The 20,596-nt window shown below is 63.6% G+C and carries 13 protein-coding genes; 2 read left to right on the forward strand and 11 right to left on the reverse strand.

The window, feature by feature from the left end; translation table 11 throughout:
- Window positions 1-160: 160 nt before the first annotated feature.
- The 7 genes from ACVOLZ_RS15355 to ACVOLZ_RS15385 form a co-directional block, all read right to left on the reverse strand.
- Entirely contained in the window at window positions 161-1,594 is a 1,434-nt protein-coding gene (locus ACVOLZ_RS15355) for a glycoside hydrolase family 47 protein (RefSeq protein ID WP_481516889.1), read from the reverse strand.
- Window positions 1,594-4,275 carry a beta-mannosidase gene (locus tag ACVOLZ_RS15360; RefSeq protein ID WP_481516890.1) on the reverse strand — a complete coding sequence of 894 codons (2,682 nt, stop codon included), beginning with the start codon at window positions 4,273-4,275 and terminating at the stop codon, window positions 1,594-1,596. The genes ACVOLZ_RS15355 and ACVOLZ_RS15360 overlap by 1 nt, the downstream gene beginning before the upstream one ends.
- Before the next feature lie 205 nt (window positions 4,276-4,480).
- Window positions 4,481-5,713: an AGE family epimerase/isomerase gene (locus ACVOLZ_RS15365; RefSeq protein ID WP_481516891.1), complete on the reverse strand. Its 1,233-nt coding sequence runs from the start codon at window positions 5,711-5,713 to the stop codon at window positions 4,481-4,483.
- Window positions 5,710-6,705 (reverse strand): carbohydrate kinase family protein, encoded by a 996-nt coding sequence (locus tag ACVOLZ_RS15370; RefSeq protein ID WP_481516892.1) that lies wholly within the window; start codon window positions 6,703-6,705, stop codon window positions 5,710-5,712. The genes ACVOLZ_RS15365 and ACVOLZ_RS15370 overlap by 4 nt, the downstream gene beginning before the upstream one ends.
- A gap of 6 nt (window positions 6,706-6,711) precedes the next feature.
- Window positions 6,712-8,019 carry an L-fucose:H+ symporter permease gene (fucP, locus tag ACVOLZ_RS15375; RefSeq protein ID WP_481516893.1) on the reverse strand — a complete coding sequence of 436 codons (1,308 nt, stop codon included), beginning with the start codon at window positions 8,017-8,019 and terminating at the stop codon, window positions 6,712-6,714.
- A gap of 43 nt (window positions 8,020-8,062) precedes the next feature.
- Window positions 8,063-9,121 (reverse strand): LacI family DNA-binding transcriptional regulator, encoded by a 1,059-nt coding sequence (locus ACVOLZ_RS15380; RefSeq protein WP_481516894.1) that lies wholly within the window; start codon window positions 9,119-9,121, stop codon window positions 8,063-8,065.
- A 98-nt stretch (window positions 9,122-9,219) separates the two neighbouring features.
- Window positions 9,220-11,679, reverse strand: coding sequence for a GH92 family glycosyl hydrolase (locus ACVOLZ_RS15385; RefSeq protein ID WP_481516895.1), 2,460 nt, complete (start codon window positions 11,677-11,679; stop codon window positions 9,220-9,222).
- Window positions 11,680-12,777: 1,098 nt separating this feature from the next.
- Here ACVOLZ_RS15385 and ACVOLZ_RS15390 point away from each other — a divergent pair.
- Window positions 12,778-15,858: a TonB-dependent receptor gene (locus ACVOLZ_RS15390; protein WP_481516896.1), complete on the forward strand. Its 3,081-nt coding sequence runs from the start codon at window positions 12,778-12,780 to the stop codon at window positions 15,856-15,858.
- 277 nt (window positions 15,859-16,135) lie between these two features.
- Here ACVOLZ_RS15390 and ACVOLZ_RS15395 read toward each other — a convergent pair whose 3' ends face one another.
- Together ACVOLZ_RS15395 and ACVOLZ_RS15400 are read right to left on the reverse strand one after the other, a co-directional pair.
- Complete coding sequence (locus ACVOLZ_RS15395; RefSeq protein ID WP_481516897.1) at window positions 16,136-16,756, reverse strand: glutathione S-transferase family protein; 621 nt, start codon at window positions 16,754-16,756, stop codon at window positions 16,136-16,138.
- 18 nt (window positions 16,757-16,774) lie between these two features.
- Window positions 16,775-17,578 carry an NYN domain-containing protein gene (locus tag ACVOLZ_RS15400; RefSeq protein WP_481516898.1) on the reverse strand — a complete coding sequence of 268 codons (804 nt, stop codon included), beginning with the start codon at window positions 17,576-17,578 and terminating at the stop codon, window positions 16,775-16,777.
- A gap of 126 nt (window positions 17,579-17,704) precedes the next feature.
- On the opposite strand from ACVOLZ_RS15400, the gene ACVOLZ_RS15405 reads away from it, so the two are divergent.
- Window positions 17,705-18,985: an NAD(P)/FAD-dependent oxidoreductase gene (locus tag ACVOLZ_RS15405; protein ID WP_481516899.1), complete on the forward strand. Its 1,281-nt coding sequence runs from the start codon at window positions 17,705-17,707 to the stop codon at window positions 18,983-18,985.
- Between the two features lie 21 nt (window positions 18,986-19,006).
- Here the strand turns inward: ACVOLZ_RS15405 and ACVOLZ_RS15410 are convergent, their stop codons facing one another.
- A complete protein-coding gene (locus ACVOLZ_RS15410; RefSeq protein ID WP_481516900.1) occupies window positions 19,007-19,408 on the reverse strand; it encodes a GFA family protein in 402 nt (133 codons plus the stop codon).
- Window positions 19,409-19,649: 241 nt separating this feature from the next.
- Window positions 19,650-20,525, reverse strand: a complete 876-nt coding sequence (rpoH, locus tag ACVOLZ_RS15415) for an RNA polymerase sigma factor RpoH (protein ID WP_282272958.1) — start codon at window positions 20,523-20,525, stop codon at window positions 19,650-19,652.
- Window positions 20,526-20,596 lie beyond the last annotated feature (71 nt).

Here is a 20,596-nt window from a genome sequence, read left to right on the forward strand (position 1 = left end):
TGGGATCAATAGGCGAGGCGGCCCTCACCCCCTGCCCCTCTCCCGCAAGCGGGAGAGGGGAGGAAGCCCAGCTTCGGACAATCTACGAAACAGCCTTGCTCCGGATGGTTTACCAGAAAGCCTTGCTCCGGATGAATCCGGGAAGCCTTGGCTCTCGCTCTTACCAGGTGCGGCGCAGCGGGTGGGCTTCGGTGTTGAATACGATGCCTTCGAAGTCCAGGGTCTTGGCCGGGGCGAACAGCAGGTAGTAGTACTTGAACGTCTCGGCGAACAGGAAGCTCTCCATCGAGTCGTCCTTCTCCTTGCTGCGCACGTCCTTCAGCGCGGAGAAGCCGTGATCGGTGCGGGTGTAACGCACGAAGTCATCGAAGAACTCCTTGCCCATGCCGCGGTAGCGCACATCACCGGTGTAATGGTGCAGGTAGTACGCGGACTCGACAATCTCCGGGCGCAGCGCGTAGCTCGGCGAACGCACTTCCATCTTGGCGTAGTCCAGCGACTCCGGCTCGATGTCGTGCAGGCGCCACATCTTCAGGTTGGATTCCTGCAGGCGCTTGGCACGATCCAGGTCACCGCCCAGGGCCAGCAGGCCCGGCATGAACGCATCCAGCGCGCCATAAGTGGTGGACGTGCGGGCGCCGGTGTCCATGTCGGCGTGGCCGTACCACAGCTCGCCTTCGCGCACTTCGTCGGCCAGGTATTGGTTGATCGGGCCGATGCTCTCGTCCCACATCTTCTTGCAGTCTTCGTCGCCGAACAGCTTCCAGCACTTGAGCAGGTACTCGTAGTACGAGTCGATGCCGCCAGCGATCGAGGCATCCTTGTTGGTCCACTCGCCGGTTTCGACGTTGATGTTCAGACCGACAAGACCAATCTTGGAACGGCGCTTGTGGGTTTCCACCAGCGCGCGCTTGGCCTTGTCGTAGTACGCCTGCTTGCCGGTGAGCTTGGCCAGGGTGCCGAACTCGAGCAGCAGCGTGCCGGTCTCGGCCGGGTTGCTGATCTTGCCGCTGGTCTTGCCGGTGTGCAGGTTGACGTGGGTGTACGGCAGCCCGGTCGGGCTGTCGAACACCGGCGACAGGCGCGTGCCCAGGTCATCGGCGAGCTTGAGCAGGCGCTCGTCGTTGGTCATCTGGTAGGCCGACAGCAGGCCACCGAGCAGGCGGATGGTGACCTCGAAGTTCTGCACGTCCATGTCCTGGTCAAAGGACAGCTGGGTGACGATCAGCTCACGTGCTTCGTTGGCCTCTTTGTCGAGGCCGAGCAGCAGCAGCGTGTCCAGTGCGTCGACCGGCGACATCAGCAGCGGCTTGGGATACCAGTCGCGCGGCTGGCCGCTGATCGGCTTCAGGTCATCGTGGCCCTTGGCGTACTGCATGTAACCCTGCCAGGCATGGCGGGTAGCCTCACGGACCTGCTCGGCCATGCGTGCGGCTTCGGCGTCATCGACGGCCGGAAGTGCGGCGTCAGCCGGTGCAGCAGCTGCGGCTGGTGCAGCCGGGGTGGTGGCGGGAGCGGCGGCCTGCTGGCTACAGGCGGAAAGCGCCAGCATCAGCGCGGCGACCAGGGGGGCGGTACGCAGGGAACGGGTCATCAGTGGATCCTCTCGACGGAAGCGTTGTCTTGCGATGCAACGGGACGGGACTGCAGGGTGTCGCCCAGCGTCTGCAGGTGCAGGGCCGTGCGCAGGGTGGAAAGCGGTGCGGTGCTGCGCACGATCAGCGTGCGGCTCTGGCCGGGCAGCAGGTCGAAGGCGTTGTCCTCGACGCTGGCATTGGCATTGTCGAAGCCGATCCAGATGCCGCGGACCAGCTTGTCGGCGTGCAGCTGCAGCAGGTAATGATCGCCTTCGGCGCGCAGCTCACTGCGCAGCTGTGCCGGCTGCAGGGCTTGTTGCTTGGCGGCGACGAAATAGACCAGGCGCTGTGCCAGCAGCGCATCACCGCGCAGCAGTTCGAATACGGCGACGCTGCGGCTCGGATCCGCGCCTTGCAGCAGCTCGGCGTCGCTGAGGCGTGCAACCTCGGTAGCCGATAGCGCAGGCAAGCTGACGGCCTGGCGCTGCTGTTGCAGCTCGCGCCCATCGAAATCCAATACGCGTACACGCCACTGCCCCTGCACTGACTCGCGGCCATCGTTGAGCAGGCTGAAGCGTGTACTACCTTCATCGCGCAGCGCAGCCACCGCCACCTCGGCGAAGAAGCGACGCGCGTGGAAGTTCAGTGCCTTCCAGTTGCCGTAGTAATCCACGCTGGACCAGGAAGCGCCCGGCCACACATCATTGAGCTGCCAGTACAGCGAGCCCATCGTGTACGGGCGCGAGGCGCGGTGGTGCAGCGCCGCCAACTCGATGCCTTCGGCCTGCATCATCTGGCTCAGGTAGACGAAGTCGGGGAAGGAACGCGGCGTACCGAACTCCATCTCGATGTAGTGCAGCAGGCGCTCATTGCCCTTGCCTGCCAGGAACTTCTGGTGCGCCTGGATCACTGGGCCATCCACATGCTGCTCATCCGGCGTGGCGAAGGCGTTGATGGTCGACAACTGCGGCCAGGCCTGCAGGCCGAACTCGGACATGAAGCGCGGGGTTTCTTTCAGATAGGCGGTCGGCGGCAAGGCCGGGTTTCCCCAGACTTCCCAGTAATGCTTGTCACCACGACGTGAGTCGTTGGCCTTGGTATCCAGATCATTGCTGGGCGAACTGGCCCAGTAAGGCACGCCCAGCCCTTCCTCGGCGACCACGCTGCGCAGATCCTTGCCGAACAGGTCCACATAGCCCTGCCAGACCTTCTCGGCGAACATCGGATCGGCCTCCTTCAAGGTCTTGCCGTGGCCCCAATCCTTCCAAGCGGTTTCTTCTTCGTTGTTGCCACACCACAGCACGATGCTGGGGTGGTGGCGCAGGCGGCGGATGTTGTCGCGTGCCTCGGCCACTACATTGGCTCGGAACGCGGGGTCATAACCCGGCTGCATGCCGCCGCCAAACATGAAGTCCTGCCACACCAGCAGACCGAGTTCGTCGGCGATGTCGAAGAAGGCATCGTCTTCGTAATAGCCGCCGCCCCAGTTGCGTAGCATGTTCATGTTGGCGTCGCGCGCGGCCTGCAGATCACGGCGCAGACGCTCGCGTGTCACCCGTGCCGGGAACGCATCGAACGGAATGACATTCGCGCCTTTGGCGAACACCGGCACGCCATTGATGACGAAGGCGAAGCCCTGCCCGCCGTCCTTGTCTTCGTCGCGCTGCAGCTGCACGGTGCGCAGGCCGATGCGGATGCGGGACTCCAATGCGTCCTGCTTGCCGTCGCCCAGCCGTGCCTGCACCGTATAGCGATCCTGCGCGCCATAGCCCACCGGCCACCAACGGCGCGGCTTGTCGATCTGCAGCGGCAGCGACACGCTGTTCTCACCCGGCGTCAGCGCGACATCGCGCTTGATCTGCGCGACCGTCTTGCCGTCCGGATCCCGCACATCGATGACGATCTGCTGGGTCGCGGCCTTGTCTGCCTGCTCCACCTGCAACAGCACGTTCAGCGCTGCCTTGTCCGCATCCAGCGTATCGGTGCGCACGGCCAGGTCGGTGATGCGCTGCTGATCCCAGCTGTCCAAGTGCACCTGCCGCCAAACGCCGGCAGTAACGTAGCGCGGGCCCCAATCCCAACCGAAGTGGTAGGCCGGCTTGCGTACGAAGTTGCCTACCATCGCATCCTTGGGCTCATCGCCGTAAGGCGAAGGATAATTGCCGGCAATCTTGTGCGGCATCGCCTGCACCTGCGGCAGCAGCGTGCGGATCGGCGAGCGGAACACGATCTGCAGTTCATTTCCCTGCGCGCGCAGGCGGCCATCCACGCGTGCGCGCCAGGTGCGGTGCGCGTTGTCGGCCTTCAACAGCGGCTGGCCGTTGAGGCGGACTTCGGCAAACGTGTCCAAGCCATCGAAGCGCAGCTCGGCGTGTGGCCGCCCCAAGGTCGCCGCATCCACGTCGAAACGCGCGCGGTATTCCCAATCAGCGAGGCCGATCCACTGCAGGCCGGCTTCAGCCGCGCCTACGTAAGGATCTGCGATCAAACCGGCAGCCATCAGATCGGTATGTACGCTGCCGGGCACCGTTGCGTTCTTCCACGCGTCCATGCCCGGATGCGCTTGCAGCTGTGCGTCGCCCGGCAGTAGGCGGAAGTTCCATTGCGCCTGCAATGGCGCAGCCACTGCGGCACTGGAAGCCAGCCACAGGGCGCACAGCAACAGGCCACGGCATGCGCGTTGAGCATGAATTTGCATCGATCCAAATTTCAGGTGCACGTGCTGCATGCTGTTTCCTCCTTGTGGCTGGTTGCGCTTTTCTTGCCCAGTAGCAACTGCCGTCAAACCGTTACCAACGAAAATCTGTAACTACTCTTGCTCTGAAATTCACTACTGAAGCGAAGAGCAAGAGCGATCCCCGCCTTCGCGGGGATGACGACTGGAGTATTGCGAGCGCTGTTCGTCAGCCCTCGCGCACTACGTTCAGCACTTCATGGCAGGCGCCCATGGTGTGGTAATCGGTCTTGCCGGCCGGGCTCTTCTCGTCGTCGTACTTGCCGTTGTCTGCATCGAGGATGCGGAACCACGCGCCGAAACGATGATCGACGAAGTACTGCCACGAGTACGCCCACAAGCGGTCATACCAGCCCCAGTAGCTGGCGTCCCCAGTGCGCTTGGCCAGCAGCGCAGCGGCAGCCAGTGACTCGGCCTGCACCCAGAAATACTTGTCGTCGTCGCAGACGAAGCTGTCGCCACCAATTGCCGCGCCGTCCATGTTGGGCTGGCGGCGCGACTCCGGTGCGAATCCGTAATACAGGCCACCGCGCGCTTCATCCCACGATCGCGTCATCGAGGTATCGAACAGGTGTCGCGCGGTCGGCACCAGCCAATCGGCATCGACATGACGATCGAGAATCATCAGCAGCTTGGCCCACTCGGTCTGGTGGCCGGGCTGGAAGCCCCATGGCCGGAACAGGTGCTTGGGATTGTCCAGGTTGTAGTTCCAATCGATGTTCCAATCGATGTCGTAGTGTTCCCAGACCAGACCGCCAGCCTTGGCCGCCTGCCGGCGGGTCATGTTGTCGGCCAACTGCAGAGCGCGTTGCAGATAGCGCTGTTCGCCGCTCGCCTCAAACGCCGCCAGCATCGCCTCGCACATATGCATGTTTGCGTTCTGGCCGCGATACCCGGTGAAGTTCCAGTTGGTGTCGGCTTCGTCGCGATACAGGCCGTGCTGCGGCTCCCAGAAGTGGCGCTCCAGCAGCTGCCAGGTCTCGTCCATCCACTCACGGCCCTGCTCGATGCCAGCCTTCAACGCACAGCTGTAAGCCAGCAATACGAAGGCCACGCCGTAGCAGTGGTTCATGTCGTCCTCGACCCTGCCATCGCGCAGGGTCCAGGCGTAGCCGCCGGTGGCGGGATTGCGGTGCACCTCACGCAAGTAGCGCACACCGTGCTTCACCGCATCCAGGTACTCGGCGTTGCCGTACTCGCGGTAGGCCATCGCATAGTTGAAGACGAAGCGGGTGCTGCTGACCAGGTGGCGATGGCTGCGGTCGTAGATGCTGCCGTCGTCGCGGTAGTAGTGGAAGAAGCCGCCATCCGCATCGATGCAATGCGGGTGGTAGAAGGCCATCGTGTCGGCGATATGCGCGCGCAGGAAGGCCGGGGAACGGAAATCGGGCGTAGTGGTCATGCGATGGCTTCCTGTTGCTGCAGCAGCTGCTGTACTTCGTCCAGACTCGGCATGGCGGCGAACGCGCCTTTGCGGGTAACCGCCAATGCGCCTACGGCGGCGCCGAAACGCAAGGTGCCATTGATTGCTTCAGGCTGCTCGCAGAACGCGGCGAAGCCAGCGCCCGCACCACCACGTTCGACCAGGCCCACCAGCACGCCACCAACAAAGGCATCGCCAGCAGCAGTGGTATCCACCGCCTGCACACGGAAGCTCGGCACCTCGCCTTGGCCATCGCGCGTATACCAGCGCAGCGTGCCCGCCCCGTCGGTGACGATCACCCAGCGCGCCTGCGCAGCCAGTAGGCGGCGCAGCACCTGTGCATCGCCATCGGCGCCCAGCGGCGCGGCAAGGTAATCGAGTTCCTCGCGCGATAGCTTGATCAGGTCGGCGCGGTCCAGCGCCTGCCACAGGCGCGGCGAGGGATCGACATCGGCTGGCCACAGCGCCGGACGCAGGTTCAGATCCAGACTGACCACGGCGCCAGCGGCGCGTGCGCGCTCCATGCCTTCGAACGTGGCTGCGGCGATATCCGCTTCGGTCAGGCTGTTGGAACAGACATGGAAGCAGGCGGTGCCGTCAAAGCAGGCCGGCAGATAGTGCTCGGCACGGAACAGCAGGTCCGCCGCCGGCGGCCGGTAGAAGCTGAAGCTGCGTTCGCCATGCGCGTCCAGCGCGACGAAGGCCAGCGCGGTCTTGGCTGCGTCGGTGCGCACGATGCAGTCGGTTTCAACACCGGTCTGCTGCAGGCTCTCCAGCAGGAAGTCACCAAACATGTCGCGGCCCAGCATGCCGGCGAAATGGCTGCTGGCACCCAGCCGCGCTGCCGCCACCGCGACGTTGGCGGGAGCACCGCCGGCGTACTGCAGGAACGCGCGCGGGGTGTCCGCCGAGGCCGGCGGCTGCGCTAATAGATCGATCAAAATCTCGCCGAAACAAACAATCTTGCCCATCTGGCCTTAGTCCTGTTGGGTAACGCCGGTGCTGGTACGCGAACCGACCAGCCCGTAGAAAATGATGTAGCCGTAGCACAGCAACGGCAGGATGAAGGAGTGATGCAGGCCGATGCGGTCAGCCAGCACACCTTGCAGGTACGGCACGATGGCGCCACCCACGATGGCCATGATCAGCAGGCTGGAGGCCTTGCTGGTCAACGGCCCCAGGCGCTCGATGCTCAGCGCGAAAATGGTCGGGAACATGATCGAGTTGAACAGGCCGATCGCGATCAGGCTGTACATCGCCACCGCACCGGTGCTCGTCATGGTGATGGCCAGCAGGGCGATGTTGATGGCGGCGAACGTCGCCAGCAGCTTGCGCGGTGACAGCTTGACCATCAACGCCGAGCCAGCGAAACGGCCCACCATCGCCAGGAACCAGTATGCCATCAGGTAATGCGAAGCCTGTGCCTCGCTGATGCCACCAATTTCCGGCAGCGAGAAGTAATTGACCATCAGGCTGCCGATGGCAACCTCGGCGCCTACATAGAAGAAGATGCCCAGCACGCCAAAGACCAGATGGCGATGACGCAGTACATCGCCCCAGCTGTGGCTGCTGGTGTCGGCCGCTTCGGTGGTTTCAGTCAGCGCCGGCAGGCGGAACAGGAATACGAATACCGCCAGCAGGAACAGGAAGATGCCCAGGCCCAGATACGGGCCCTGCACGGCCTGTGCCTCATGGGCGAAGTAGGCTGCGCGCTCGACTTCCGGCATCACCGCCAGTTGTTCTGGACTACGCACGGTATTGGACAGGATCAGCACGCCACCGAAGAACGGTGCAAGCGTGGTGCCCAGCGAATTCAGCGCCTGCGCCAGCGTCAATCGGCTGGAACTGGTGCGCTCCGGGCCAAGCAGCGCTACATAAGGGTTGGCGGCGACCTGCAGCACGGTGATACCCGTGGCCAGAACGAACAGCGCCGTCAGGAACGCGCCATAGATGCGCAGCTCTGCCGCCGGCCAGAAACCAAGCGCGCCGATGCCGGCAATCACCAAACCGATGACGATACCCTGCTTGTAGCCCACCCTTGCCACCAGCCGGCCAGCTGGCAAGGACATCAGGAAGTACGCACCGAAGAAGGTGAACTGCACCAGCATCGCCTGCGCGAAATTCAACTGGAACACCGACTTCAGGTGTGGGATCAGGATGTCATTGAGGCAGGTCAGGAAGCCCCACATGAAGAAAATGGTGGTCACCACCGCCAAGGCCACGCGCGTATTGACCACGGGCGCCGACTGGCTTGATGTAGATGACGGCGATGTTGGTATGTGCATGTGGGCTGCCTGGATACGGTAATCGGAAGGTGGGGCTACGGAATCAACTTGGCCTTGCTGCACTGCTCTCGCGGATCCGCAGCTGCACCGGTGCGACGGTGCGCATCGGTGCCGCATCGGGGTTATCCAGGCGCTGCAGCAACAAGGCTGCTGCCTGACGACCACGCTCACGCGGATCAGCAGTCAACGTGGTCAACGGCGGCACCGCGACCGCAGCCTCGGAGATATCGTCGAACCCGGTAACGGCGAAGTCGCCGCCCGGGCGTATGCCACGTGAGGTCAGGCCCAGCATCAGGCCCAATGCAACCGTATCGTTGTAGCAGACCGCCGCGCTTGGACGCTGTGCGCTTTCGAACAATTCGCCAGTGCGTGCAGCGGCTTCAAGGCGATTGGGTGCGGACTCGATCAACCAATCCGCATGGAAGGGCAAGCCCGCTTCACTCAATGCCTGTTGATAACCCAAACGACGCTGCGCGCAGGAACTGGATGCCCCATGCCCGCCAAAGAAGGCGATATCGCGATGACCGCGCTCGATCAGGTGACGGGTCGCCATGTACGCGCCGTGCTGGTTGTCCAGGGTGAGGAAATCCCAGTCCGCGCCTGCCAGTTCACGGTTGAACAACAGCACGTTGGCGTGCGCGCCCAATACATGCCGCAGCTCCTCAGCATCGCTGCCCTCGGCAGGCGACAGGATGAAGCCGGTGGGCGTGTGCTCCATCAAGGTGCTCAATACCGCCTGCTGACGCTGCGGCGATTCGCCGGTGCTGCCAAGCAGGGTCACAAAGCCCTTGCCACCCAACGCCTCATCCACGCCTGAAGCAAATTCGGCGAAGAACGGGTTGGATAGATCGTTGATCACCAGCGCGATCGATGATGAGGTGCGACGACGCAGGTTGGCGGCGGTGCGGTTGTACACATAACGCTGCTTGCGCAGCTCGGCTTCAACCTTGGCGCGGGTGTCGACATTGACCAGTGGGCTGCCGCGCAGGACCAGCGATACGGTCGCCCGCGACACGCCCACCGCCTGTGCGATGTCGGTGACGGTGACCGCGCGTTGGCCGGTCTTGCGTGCGCCCTTGGCGCCGGTAGAAGTGTCTTTCATCATTTCCGCTGCGGTTCCGGGATGCGCCAAGCCTAAAGGATCACGGCCAGCGCTTGCGCTGCCCGTACCCTTCTTTCCGGCCTTGGCGCTGCCCGAGCTCACGACTGGGCGCTGCCCGGAGTGGCGCAGTACGACACCGGCAGGTCGGCCTGGGCAGTGCCCCAGCCCTGCTCCGGTGCCTGCGCACCGAGGGTGAAGCGTACATCGCCACCCTGCTGCAGGCGCTGCCAATCCAGCCACACCGCAGGCTGCGGCTTGCCGTCGACCTGCACGCTCTGGATGTACTGCAGGCTGCGCGGATCGGCGCCCGGCGCCTGCAGGCGCAACGTGCGGCCATTGCCCAGGGTGATCTCGGCCTTGCTGTAGCGCGGCGCATGCAGCAGGAACTGGCCACTGCCCGGCACCGCCGGATACAGGCCCAATGCGCTGAACAGGTACCAGGCCGACATCGTGCCCAGATCGTCATTGCCAGTGACGCCGTTCGGCGCATTGGTGAACAGCTGCTGCGCGGCGCGGACCACGGTAGCGGTCTTCCACGGCTGGCCGATCAGCGTATACATCCACGGCGAATGCAGGTCAGGCTCGTTGTTGGGGTTGTAGCGGTACTGGTTGTAATAGCTGTACGGGCCAACCACCCACTCCTTGCGCGCGGCGGTGAGCGGTGCCTGCAGCAGCGCGTCGTAAGCGAAGAACGCATCCAGACGCTTGCCGGCCTGCTCGCGACCATGCATGGCCTGCAGCATGCCGGGCACGTCCTGCTGCACCAGCCACTGGTACTGCCAGCCGGTGCCTTCATGGAAGCCGTGCTGCGAACGCGGGCTGTAATGGCCATCGGCCGGCGTATACCACTTGCCGTTCTCGTCACGCGGACGCGGGAAGCCGGTGAAGCCGGTTTCGGCATCACGCACATCGGCATCCCATACCTTGTGCCAGTTGCCGCCGCGTGCGCGCAGCGTCGCTGCATCGTCAGCGTGGCCCAGACCATCGGCCATCTGTGCCAAGGCGCAATCGGCCAGCGCATATTCCAGCGTTGCCGAACCGCCATGGTGCGGATCAACGTCCATGCCCTTGGACGGGAATGCACGGTCGTAACCGACGTAGCCGTTGGCGAGATAGCTGACATTGCCGGAACGACCGGCATGACGCGAATTGATCGGCGGCACTTCGAATGCATTGCGACGCAGTGCGCCCCAGGCTTCCGCCTCTCGCCCCTTCAGCGCGCCAAAGCGCCACAGGTCAACCATGAACGGCGTAACCGGGTCGCCGGTCATCACATTGGTTTCGAAGTTGGCATAGCCCCAGCGCGGTAACCAGCCACCCTGTTCGTTGATGGCAAGCAGGCTGCGGCCGATATCGCGCGCAACTTCCGGGCGAGTCAGTGCCAGCCATTGGTTCTGCGTGCGGTAGGTATCCCACAGCGAGAAATATTCGTAATACGTCCAACCATCGGCACGATGGATGACGTCGTCATAACCACGATAACGACCATCGGCATCACTGCCGGTCATCGGCTGCAGCAGCGCGTGGTACAGCGCGGTGTACAGCACGGTGCGGTCATCGGCGCTTGCACCTTCGACCTTGACGCTACCCAACTGCTCGCGCCATTGCGCCTGCGACAGCGCGCGCATGCGATCGAAGCTCAGCAGCTTGCCGCCCTGCATGCCATCGCTGCGCAGATTGCTGCGCGCGCCTTCGGCATCCACGTGTGAGATCGCGCTGGTGGCGGTGACACTGCGGCCATCGGCCAGATCAAAGCTCAGCCACGCACCGTTCGGCTTGGCCTCGCCTTCCATGCTGTGACGTGCGCCGGGCAGGCCGCCTTCTTCGCCCCAGGTGCCATGCGCCTTGAACGGGCGATCAAACTCGATGCGGAACCAGGTGGTGTACTGGTGGCCGCCGCAGAAGCTCTTGGTGACCAGCTTGCCTTCCACCGCGCGGTCGCCGACCACGTCGATCACGCTGCCGATCACCGAATGGCGCTCATTGGCTTGGGCGACGTTGACCAGCACCTGGCCTTCGCTGACGCCCGCGCTGAAGGTGTAACGCTCGGCGGCGGCGCGGGTCAGCGCGGTGGTTTCCACGTCGATGCCGCGGTAATCGGTCAGGCGGACTTTGTAGTAACCGGCCTGGCCGACTTCGCCGTCATGGCTATAAGCCGAGGCGTAGTTCTTATGGTCGAAGCGCTTGGGGTCCTTGGTGTCGAAATCACCGCCGGGGCCAATGCTGCCGGTCACCGGCAATACCGAGACCTGCCCGCCCTGCTCCCAGCAACCGGCGCCGGAGATGAAGGAATGACCGAAGCCGCGGATCTTTTCGTCGTCATAGCGCCAGCCGGAGTAGTGGCTGCCAATCGGGCTGACCTGGATCAGGCCGAACGGTGCCGACGCGCCCGGGAAGGTATTGCCGTCATCCTTGCTGCCTATGAAGGTATTGACCTCGCGCTCCAGCGCAGCCGACGGCGCGGCCTGCAGCAGCGGCGCGAAACTCAGCGCCAGCAGACAGGCTGCCGTTACCAACGGGCGGCGGCGGGAATGGACGGTGGATGGCGATCGGCTCATGCATTGGATCCTTGGGTCGGTCGGTACAGCGGCAATGTCGGTACGGCAGAAGTTGGCCCGGACAAGCCGGGCCGCTGATGTCCAGCCCATCCGGGAACGGGATGGGGGAGAGATGCCAGGCATCAGCAAAACGGGTTGGCCCCCGCAGTTGCCCCGACGGCCGTCACGACGGCGGCCAGCAGAGCAAAAGCAGCAAACATTGGGCCTTGGAAAGGGCTGCCCGGCAGTGTTTTCAGTGACTTGCAGCTAGTTGGACCCCGCCCTGCGCGGCCTCACCTGCATCCCCGGAAGCACATTGCCGAAAATTTAGATCGATCCAAGTAAAGCACGGGGGTTTCGCCCAACGCATTCTGCGGCGCAACATCACCAGGAAAATCCACCGTAGTGCCGAGCCATGCTCGGCAAGGGGCCTTACCAGGCATCCCGTGGGAGCGACGTAAACCGCGAAGCTGAAAAAGCACAAACGCCCCAAAAGCCAAGCCCTCCCCAGCCCTCCCCTTGGCCTGCGGCCAAAGGGAGGGAGCGAAGCGTAGTGCCGAGCCATGCTCGGCAGAGGCTTTCCCGGCAAGGCCCGAACGCAGCATCGCTGCGCTCCGGGGGTGCGACGTAGTGCCGAGCCATGCTCGGCAGGGCTCTCCCGGCAAGGCCCAAACAGCATCGCTGCGCTCCTCCGCAGCTGCGACGTAGTGCCCCGAGCCAAGCTGGGGCGGGGCGATAACCGCCACGCCGCAACCCCGCAAGGGTGCGCCCGGAGCCCCCCCCCCCCCCCCCCCCCCCCCCCCCCCCGCCGCCCCGCCCCCCCCCCCGCCCCCCCCCCCCCCCCCCCCCCCGGCACTGCCCCCTCCACGCCCGCCCCGCCAACCCACGCCATATTGCGAAGCAACATGCGTCCAACCCCCGGCTGTGCTAAAAAATGCGCGCCAATCGTTTAGATCGATCCAAATCGACACCCCCACGATCGCCGGCAACGGAACCCTGCTCGAGCGCCAAAGCAGTCATTGAGCGAACGCAACAAGGCCCCGGTTTCACCCGTTTTTAGATCGATACAAGTCCAAATCAACGTGACAGTTAACGATTCAATCCAGGAGAGGGAGAGAAATGAAACAGATCACACGCAAGCACGGCCGCGACAGCTTGTCCGCCGCCATTGCCTTCGCCTTGTTCGCCGTGGCCGCCGTCCCCGGCGCTGCGTTCGCGCAACAGGCCAGCACCAGCCCCGACGCCACCACGCTCGACAGCGTAACCGTCACCGGTTACCGCTACGCCATCGAAAAAAGCCTTGAGCAAAAGCGCGACGCCAATGCCGTGGTCGAGGTAATCACCGCAGAAGACGTCGGCAAGTTCCCCGACAAGAACGTGGCCGACGCGCTGCAGCGCGTGCCCGGCGTGATCATCACCCGCAGCGGCGGCGAAGGTAAGAACGTCAGCGTGCGTGGCCTGTCCTCGGAACTGACCCTTACCGAGTTGAACGGCAACTACGTGGCAACCGCCGAATCCAATGGCGACCCGACCCGCTCGTTCAACTACACCCTGCTGCCGTCGAACATGCTGGGCAGCGCCGAGCTGTTCAAGTCGCCGGAAGCGCGCATCGACGAAGGCGGCATCGGCGGCACGGTGATCCTGCACACGCGTCGCCCGCTGGACATGGAAGCCAACACCGGCTTCGTCTCCGTCGACGGCACCTGGGCCGACACCACCAAGAAGACCGACGGCCAGCTCTCCGCCTCGTATTCGTGGCATGACAAGGACGAGCGTTTTGGCGTGTTCGTCGGTTACACCGACCAGAAGCGCACCACCCGCACCATGGGCGCCAGCACTGAAGGCTGGTCCTGGTATGGCCGTGACGAAGGCGGCACTGCGGTTGACGTCAACGGCAAGCCTTCCGACTTCAATTCCAACTGGTGGGGCGGCACCGGCTTCTACGACCAGAGCGGCAAGTACTACACCGGCTTCATGATGCCGACCTCGGTGAACCTCGACGTCAAGGACGAGGAGCGCGAGCGCAAGGGCGGCCAGTTGACCCTCCAGTTCAAGCCGCTGGACAACCTCACCCTGACCGCGAACTACTTCCGCTTCGACCTGTCGCAGAACTCCCAGACCCACACCATCAAGGTGCCGGAATGGAACATCGCCCGCTATTGGGGTGACGGCAACTGGGCCGGCGGGCGCCTGCTCGATGGGCTGACCATGGACGCCAGTGGCACCATCGTCACCGGCGCCGACTACAGCAAGCACCCGGGCAAGACCTATTACTGCAGCGAAGACCAAGCTGCCGCCGGCGGCATGGCGCCGGGTGGCTGGGGCTCGGACGACTGCACCGTACCGACCCCGCAGATCACCGGCAGCTATAACCTCGAAAAGTCACTGTCGCAGACCGCCGATTTCTCCGCCGAATGGCGCGGCGAGTCGGTTGACATCGCCTTCAAGGGCGGGCGCACCTGGGCCAAGGGCGGCCCGTCGCTGCAGTTCTCGGTGCCGCTCAAGCCGCGCAGCCAGAATGCGGACGGCAGCTGGAACTTGGGCAACCTGGCCAGCTCCTGGAGCCTGATCGGCACGCCGTCGATGGCGTTCTCGCCGGAACTGATGCAGAACCTGAAGAACGGCATCCTGCAGGTTGACCTCGGCTCCACCGGCTCGTCATGGACCCGCAACACCAACCAGCAGAAGTTCGCCCAGATCGATACCACCTGGCATAACGACTCCGGCTTCCTGGAATCGCTGCAGTTCGGCGTCAAGTACCGTGACGGCGGCATCCACCGCAGCACCGGCAACAGCTACTGGGCCTGCCCTGGCACCGACCCGAGCGACTACGGCAACCGCTACTGGAACGGCCGCTGCAACAACGTCGCCCAGCAGTTCTCGCCCGACTTCATCTACGGCATGGGCAACCTGGCCGGCGGCATCAATGCAAGCGCGTTCCCGGCCATCAACTACCCGGCCTACATCGCCCATCTGAACAAGACCTACGGGCCGATGCAGACCCGCAACGAGGACAACTTCGTCTACAACGTGGACGAAAAGATCTATTCCACCTACCTGCAGGCCAACTTCCGCACCGAGCGGCTGCGCGGCAACGTCGGCGTGCGCGTGGTCAGCACCCGCCAACACGCCGATTCCACCGACAAGGTGACGTCCTACAACGACTACTTCTTCGACGACGCCAACGGCAATCCGTTGGCCTGCCAGGATACCGATCCGGTGCCGGGTGGCGCTCCGGTTGATACCTACTGCGGCAGCGAAAAGTACTGGCGGCTCTCGGACGACCAGCAGCGCAAAGAGTCGTTCGCGGTCAGCGGCCTGGACCGCAACTACACCGACGTGCTGCCCAGCTTCAACCTGGCCTATGACCTGACCGAGAACCTGCTGCTGCGCGCAGCCGCCTCCAAGGTGATCTCGCGCCCGAGCTACGGCAACATCGCCGCACCTGGCAGCCTTGAGTACTTCAGCCCCGAATACGTCAACGACCGCCGCCTCACCGGTGGTGCCGGTGAGCAGGGCTGGTACGGCTCGGGCAGCAACAAGAATCTGGAAGCCTACAAGGCCACCCAGTACGACATCGGCGTGGAGTGGTACTTCCACCCCGGCTCGGTGCTGGGCCTGGGCCTGTTCCGCAAGGACGTCAGCAACTTCTCGGTACCGGTGATGCAGGACGTGACGCAGAACGTCGGCGGCCAGACCGTGGTCGTGCAGAACTACTCCACCACCGCCGGTGGTCGTGATGCGGTATCGCAGGGTCTGGAGTTCTACGCCCAGCACACGCTGGACTTCGGCCTGGGCTTCCAGGCGAACTACACCTGGAACGACACCAACGAAGCGGCAATCACCCTAGAAGACGGCACCGCCATCGGCAAGTCGCCGCTGGTTGGCAGCGCCAAGAACCAGGCCAACTTCACCATGTTCTATGAAGTGGAGAAGCTGTTGCTGCGTGCCTCGTGGAACCGTCGTGGCGAAGTGGTGCAGGGTCTGGTCAGCGGTCTGAACCTCTACCAGGAGCCCTACCAGCAGATCGACCTGAACGCTGCCTACAACATCACCCCGGCATTGAGCCTGAGTGCCTCGGTGTTGAACCTGACCAAGGAAGAGACGCGCACCCATCTGGGCAACGACACCAAGGCCCGTTTCTACTCCAACGGTTACGCCGGCCGTGTCGTCTACTTCGGCGTGAACTGGAAGTTCTAAGACTGTTGTAACCGTGCCTAGCGCACGGAGGTAATGAAAAGCCGCGCTGGCAACAGCGCGGCTTTTTAATTGGAGCTGGCGGAGACCGTTTTCCCTTCTCCCGCCTGCGGAGGAAGGTGCCCGAAGGGCGGATGGGGGGCTGTTGCTGTTGCTGTTGCTGCGGTGCTGCCTATGCAGAAAACAACAAGCCGACAATCAAAAGCTCCCCTCACCCCAACCCCTCTCCCGCAAGCGGGAGAGGGGCTAGCACTCCTGCATTCCTGCATCCCACAGAAGCCTAAGTCAACGCCGTCATAACCCCTTTCCGATACGCCGGTCGCTGCTGCAGCCGCGCGTACCACGCTGCCAGATGCGGCAGCTCCGGGCGCTGAATCGGCATCTCAAACCAGGCGTAGATGAACGAGCCCAATGGAATATCGCCCATCGCAAACCGCTCGCCAGACAACCAAGGCTGATTTTCCAAAGCCGCATCAACCAGCGCCAACAACTCACCACAGCGCAACAACGCCGCCGCAATCCGCGCCTCATCACGATCCGCTGGCGCAGTGCGCACCACGCCCCAGAACAGATCACGGAACGCCACCGCAAAACTCGATGTCGTCCAATCCATCCATTGTTCGCTGCGCGCACGCTCGACCGGATCGGACGGATACAACACGTCCAGCGCATATCGCGCCGACAGATAGCGCACGATGGCGTTGGACTCCCACACCGGCAGACCATGGTCCTCGATCACCGGCACCAGGCCATTGGGATTCATCGCGCGGTACTCAGCGGTCTGCGTACCGCCAAACGCACCGCCTACTTCAATCGACTCATAAGGAAGGCCGATTTCCTCGGCACACCACAGCACCTTGCGCACATTGCTGGAATTGCGCCGACCCCAGATTTTCAACATTCCGCCACTCCTCTCAAATCAGGACTCATCGCGCGCGCCTATACGTGGCAGCGCGCGTACCGCCGATGCCTTGCCGGCACGCTTGACCTCGAACAGGCCGGTGGCGTCAATCAATTCGCTCAACTTCCGATAGCCATAGTTGCGCGAGTCGAACGAGGCGCGGTTGGCAATCTGGTTGCCGACGGCACTGAGCAAGGCCCATCCCTGCTCATCCGCCACGGCATCCACTGCGCCGCGCAATAGATTGAGCAGGCGCGTGTCACCACGAAGCTCATTGGTGCTGCGCGGCTTGATCGGAGCCGCAGCTGGCTCCGCCGAATCCGCAGCAGCTACGGCTGCAGGCGTGTTGCTGGCAACCGCCGGCTCGACCACATCCGCTGGCGCATTGCCCAGCGCTTCCAGATAGATGAATTTCGAGCAGGCGTTGACGAAGGCCAGCGGTGTTTTCTGCTCGCCGAAGCCATAGACCTTCAAGCCATCGGTGAGGATGCGCATCACCAGCGGGGTGAAGTCGGCGTCGCTGGAGACAATCGCGAAGCCGTCCAGGTTGCGTGCGTACAGCAGGTCCATTGCGTCCACCACCATCGCCATGTCCGAGGCGTTCTTGCCCTTGGAGTAAGCGAATTGCTGGATCGGCCGGATCGCGAATTCGTGCAGCACGCTTTCCCAACCCTTCAGTCGCGGGTTCTTCCAGTCGCCGTAGGCACGGCGCACGTTGGCCACGCCGAAGGCGGCCACTTCGACGAGGATCTCATCGATCTTCGATGACGGTGCGTTGTCGGCATCGATCAACAGCGCGATGCGCTTCTCAGGCTCAGACACGGGTCACTCCATGGCGGCAAGCTGAGTGCCAGTATCGGTCATCGCTGTTTCAAAGCACATCAATGCGATGATGTGCGCTGACAACCCGCCCCCACGGCCGGTTCACCGGCCACACCGGAGTACGTCATGCAGCAACACCCGCACCTTGTTGTCGTCGGCGGAGGTTTCGCCGGGCTCTGGGCCAGCCGTGCGCTGGCCGATACACCTTTGCGCATCACCCTGGTCGATCGCCGCAACCACCACCTGTTCCAGCCCCTGCTCTACCAGGTGGCCACTGCCGGTCTGTCGTCGCCGGATATCGCCGCGCCGCTGCGGCACATCCTCGGCAAGCAACGCAATATCGAGGTGCGGTTGGGCGAAGTGGTGTCCATCGACAAGCACGCCAGGAAGGTGCAACTCGGCGATGGCAGCCAAATCGCTTACGACATGCTGCTGGTCGCCAGCGGCGCCACCCATGCCTATTTCGGCCACGACGAATGGGCCGCCGATGCGCCCGGCCTGAAAACGCTGGACGACGCGCTTTACCTACGCCGCAAGCTGCTGCTGGCCTTCGAGCGCGCCGAAGCCGAACCCGATCCGGCCAAGCGCGCCGCATGGCTGAGTTTCGCCATCGTCGGCGGTGGCCCCACCGGCGTGGAGCTGGCCGGCACGCTGGCCGAGATCGCCCGTCACACGCTGAAGAACGAGTTCCGCCATATCAACCCGGCCGACGCCAAGGTGCGGCTGGTTGAAGCCGGGCCGCGGGTGCTCTCGACCTTCCCGGAAGTGCTGTCGTTGAAGGCCCGTCGCCAGCTGGAAAAGCTCGGCGTGGAAGTGCTCACCGGCACTGCCGTCAGCCATATCGACGGACAGGGCTTCCAGCTTGGTGACACCCACGTGCCTGCGCGCACCGTGGTGTGGGCAGCCGGCGTCGCCGCCTCACCGTTGGCGCGCACGCTGGACGTGCCGCTGGACCGCGCCGGCCGCATACAGGTGGAACCGGACCTCACCGTTCCCGGCCACCCGGAGATCTTCGCCGGTGGCGATCTGGTCGCGCTGATGCAGGCCAACGGCCGGCCGGTGCCGGGGGTGGCGCCTGCTGCCAAGCAGATGGGCAAGTACGTGGCGCAGGTGATCCGCGCGCGTCTTGATGGCAAGCCAGCGCCACCGCCATTCCGCTACAACGACCAGGGCAATCTGGCCACCATCGGCCGCATGGCGGCGATCGTCCATGTCGGCAAGCTGCAGCTGTCCGGCTTGCTGGCCTGGTGGTTCTGGCTGGCCGCGCACGTGTTCTTCCTGATCGGCTTCCGCAACCGCTTGGTGGTGCTGCTGAACTGGGCGGTAGCGTATTGGAGCTACCAGCGCAGCGCGCGCATCATCCTCGGCGATGCCGACGAGGAGGATGGCAAGGAGCCTGCGGGTTGATCGAAGCCAGGCCAGCGGTGATCAGCTGTTGCCGTTGGCGAACTGCTCGAATACTTCGCGGCCGGTGAGTTTCGGCGTCTCGTTGGCCAGATCGTAGTACGACGGTTTTTCGTCGATGAATATCTGGCTGGCCAGTTCGAACGATTGTTCCTGGAACAAGCCGGCCGGCACGAAGTATTCGCCGTCCGGTACCAGCCGGTAATACAGGTGCGTACCGCACTGTGAGCAGAAGCCGCGCTCGGCCCAGTCGGAGGATCGATAGGTCTTCAACGCGCTGCCGATGACCTGCACCTGGTCATCGCAATGCACCGCGAACAACGGGCCGCCAGACCAGCGCCGGCACATGCTGCAATGGCATAGACCGATTTCCGAATGCTCATTGGCGATCACTTCGACGGCACCGCACAGGCAGTTCCCTTTCATCACCAGCTCCGTCTGCAAGAGGAATGCCGAATCTACACGGGAAAGCTCACCGGTAGTGCCGAGCCATGCTCGGCAGGGGCTCCATGCACGGACCAACCGCCACCGGTAATGCCTCTGCCGAGCATGGCTCGGCACTACACGGGGTTAGTTCGTGCACAAGGCCTCTTGCCGAGCATGGCTCGGCACTACAAAACAAAGGCCCGGGTTTCCCCGGGCCTTCGTGTTACTGCTGCTGCCTTGCTCAGGCGGCGAACAGTGCCTTCATCTTCTTCAGCGCGTTGGCTTCGATCTGACGGATGCGCTCGGCAGACACGCCGTACTCATCTGCCAGTTCCTGCAGCGTCACCTTGCTGTCGGCTTCCAGCCAACGGCGGGCGATGATGTCGCGCGAACGCTGGTCGAGCTTGGCCAGACCTTCGCGCAGCAGGCTCAGCTGGTTGTCTTCGCTGTCCTCGCGCTCATAGGCCTGCGACGGATCTTCATCGCGCGCGACCAGATACGCAGCCGGCGACGGCGGCGCATGATCGTCGTCTTCATCCGACGGCGCATCGAAGCCGATGTCACGACCGGACAGACGCGATTCCATCTCCATCACTTCACGCTCGGAGACGTTCAGATCCTTGGCGACGGCACTGACCTCGGCAGCGTTCATCCAGCCCAAGCGGGTCTTGGACTTGCGCAGGTTGAAGAACAGCTTGCGCTGCGCCTTGGTCGTGGCGACCTTGACGATGCGCCAGTTCTTGAGGATGAACTCGTGCATCTCGGCACGGATCCAGTGCACCGCGAAGGAGACCAGACGCACACCCATGTCCGGGTCGAAGCGCTTGACCGCCTTCATCAGGCCGATGTTGCCTTCCTGGATCAGGTCGCCCAACTGCAGGCCGTAGCCGTTGTAGCCGCGGGCCACGTGCACGACGAAGCGCAGGTGCGAATGCACCAGCTCACGCGCGGCGTTCAGATCCTGCTCGTCACGGAAGCGACGCGACAGTTCCTGCTCCTCATCGACCGACAGCACCGGGATCTGGTGCACGGCACCGATGTAGGCGTCCAGCGAACCGAGCGCACTGGGGATCGGGAGATTGTTTGCCACAAGGGCAGTAGAGGTGTTCAGGTTCATAGGACCTCATCTTAGCAGTCGAACTATTGGACTGCTCAGTACAGAAAAAGTTCCAGCGTTCTATTTTTGTC

This window comes from Stenotrophomonas sp. STEN020 (assembly GCF_056760195.1).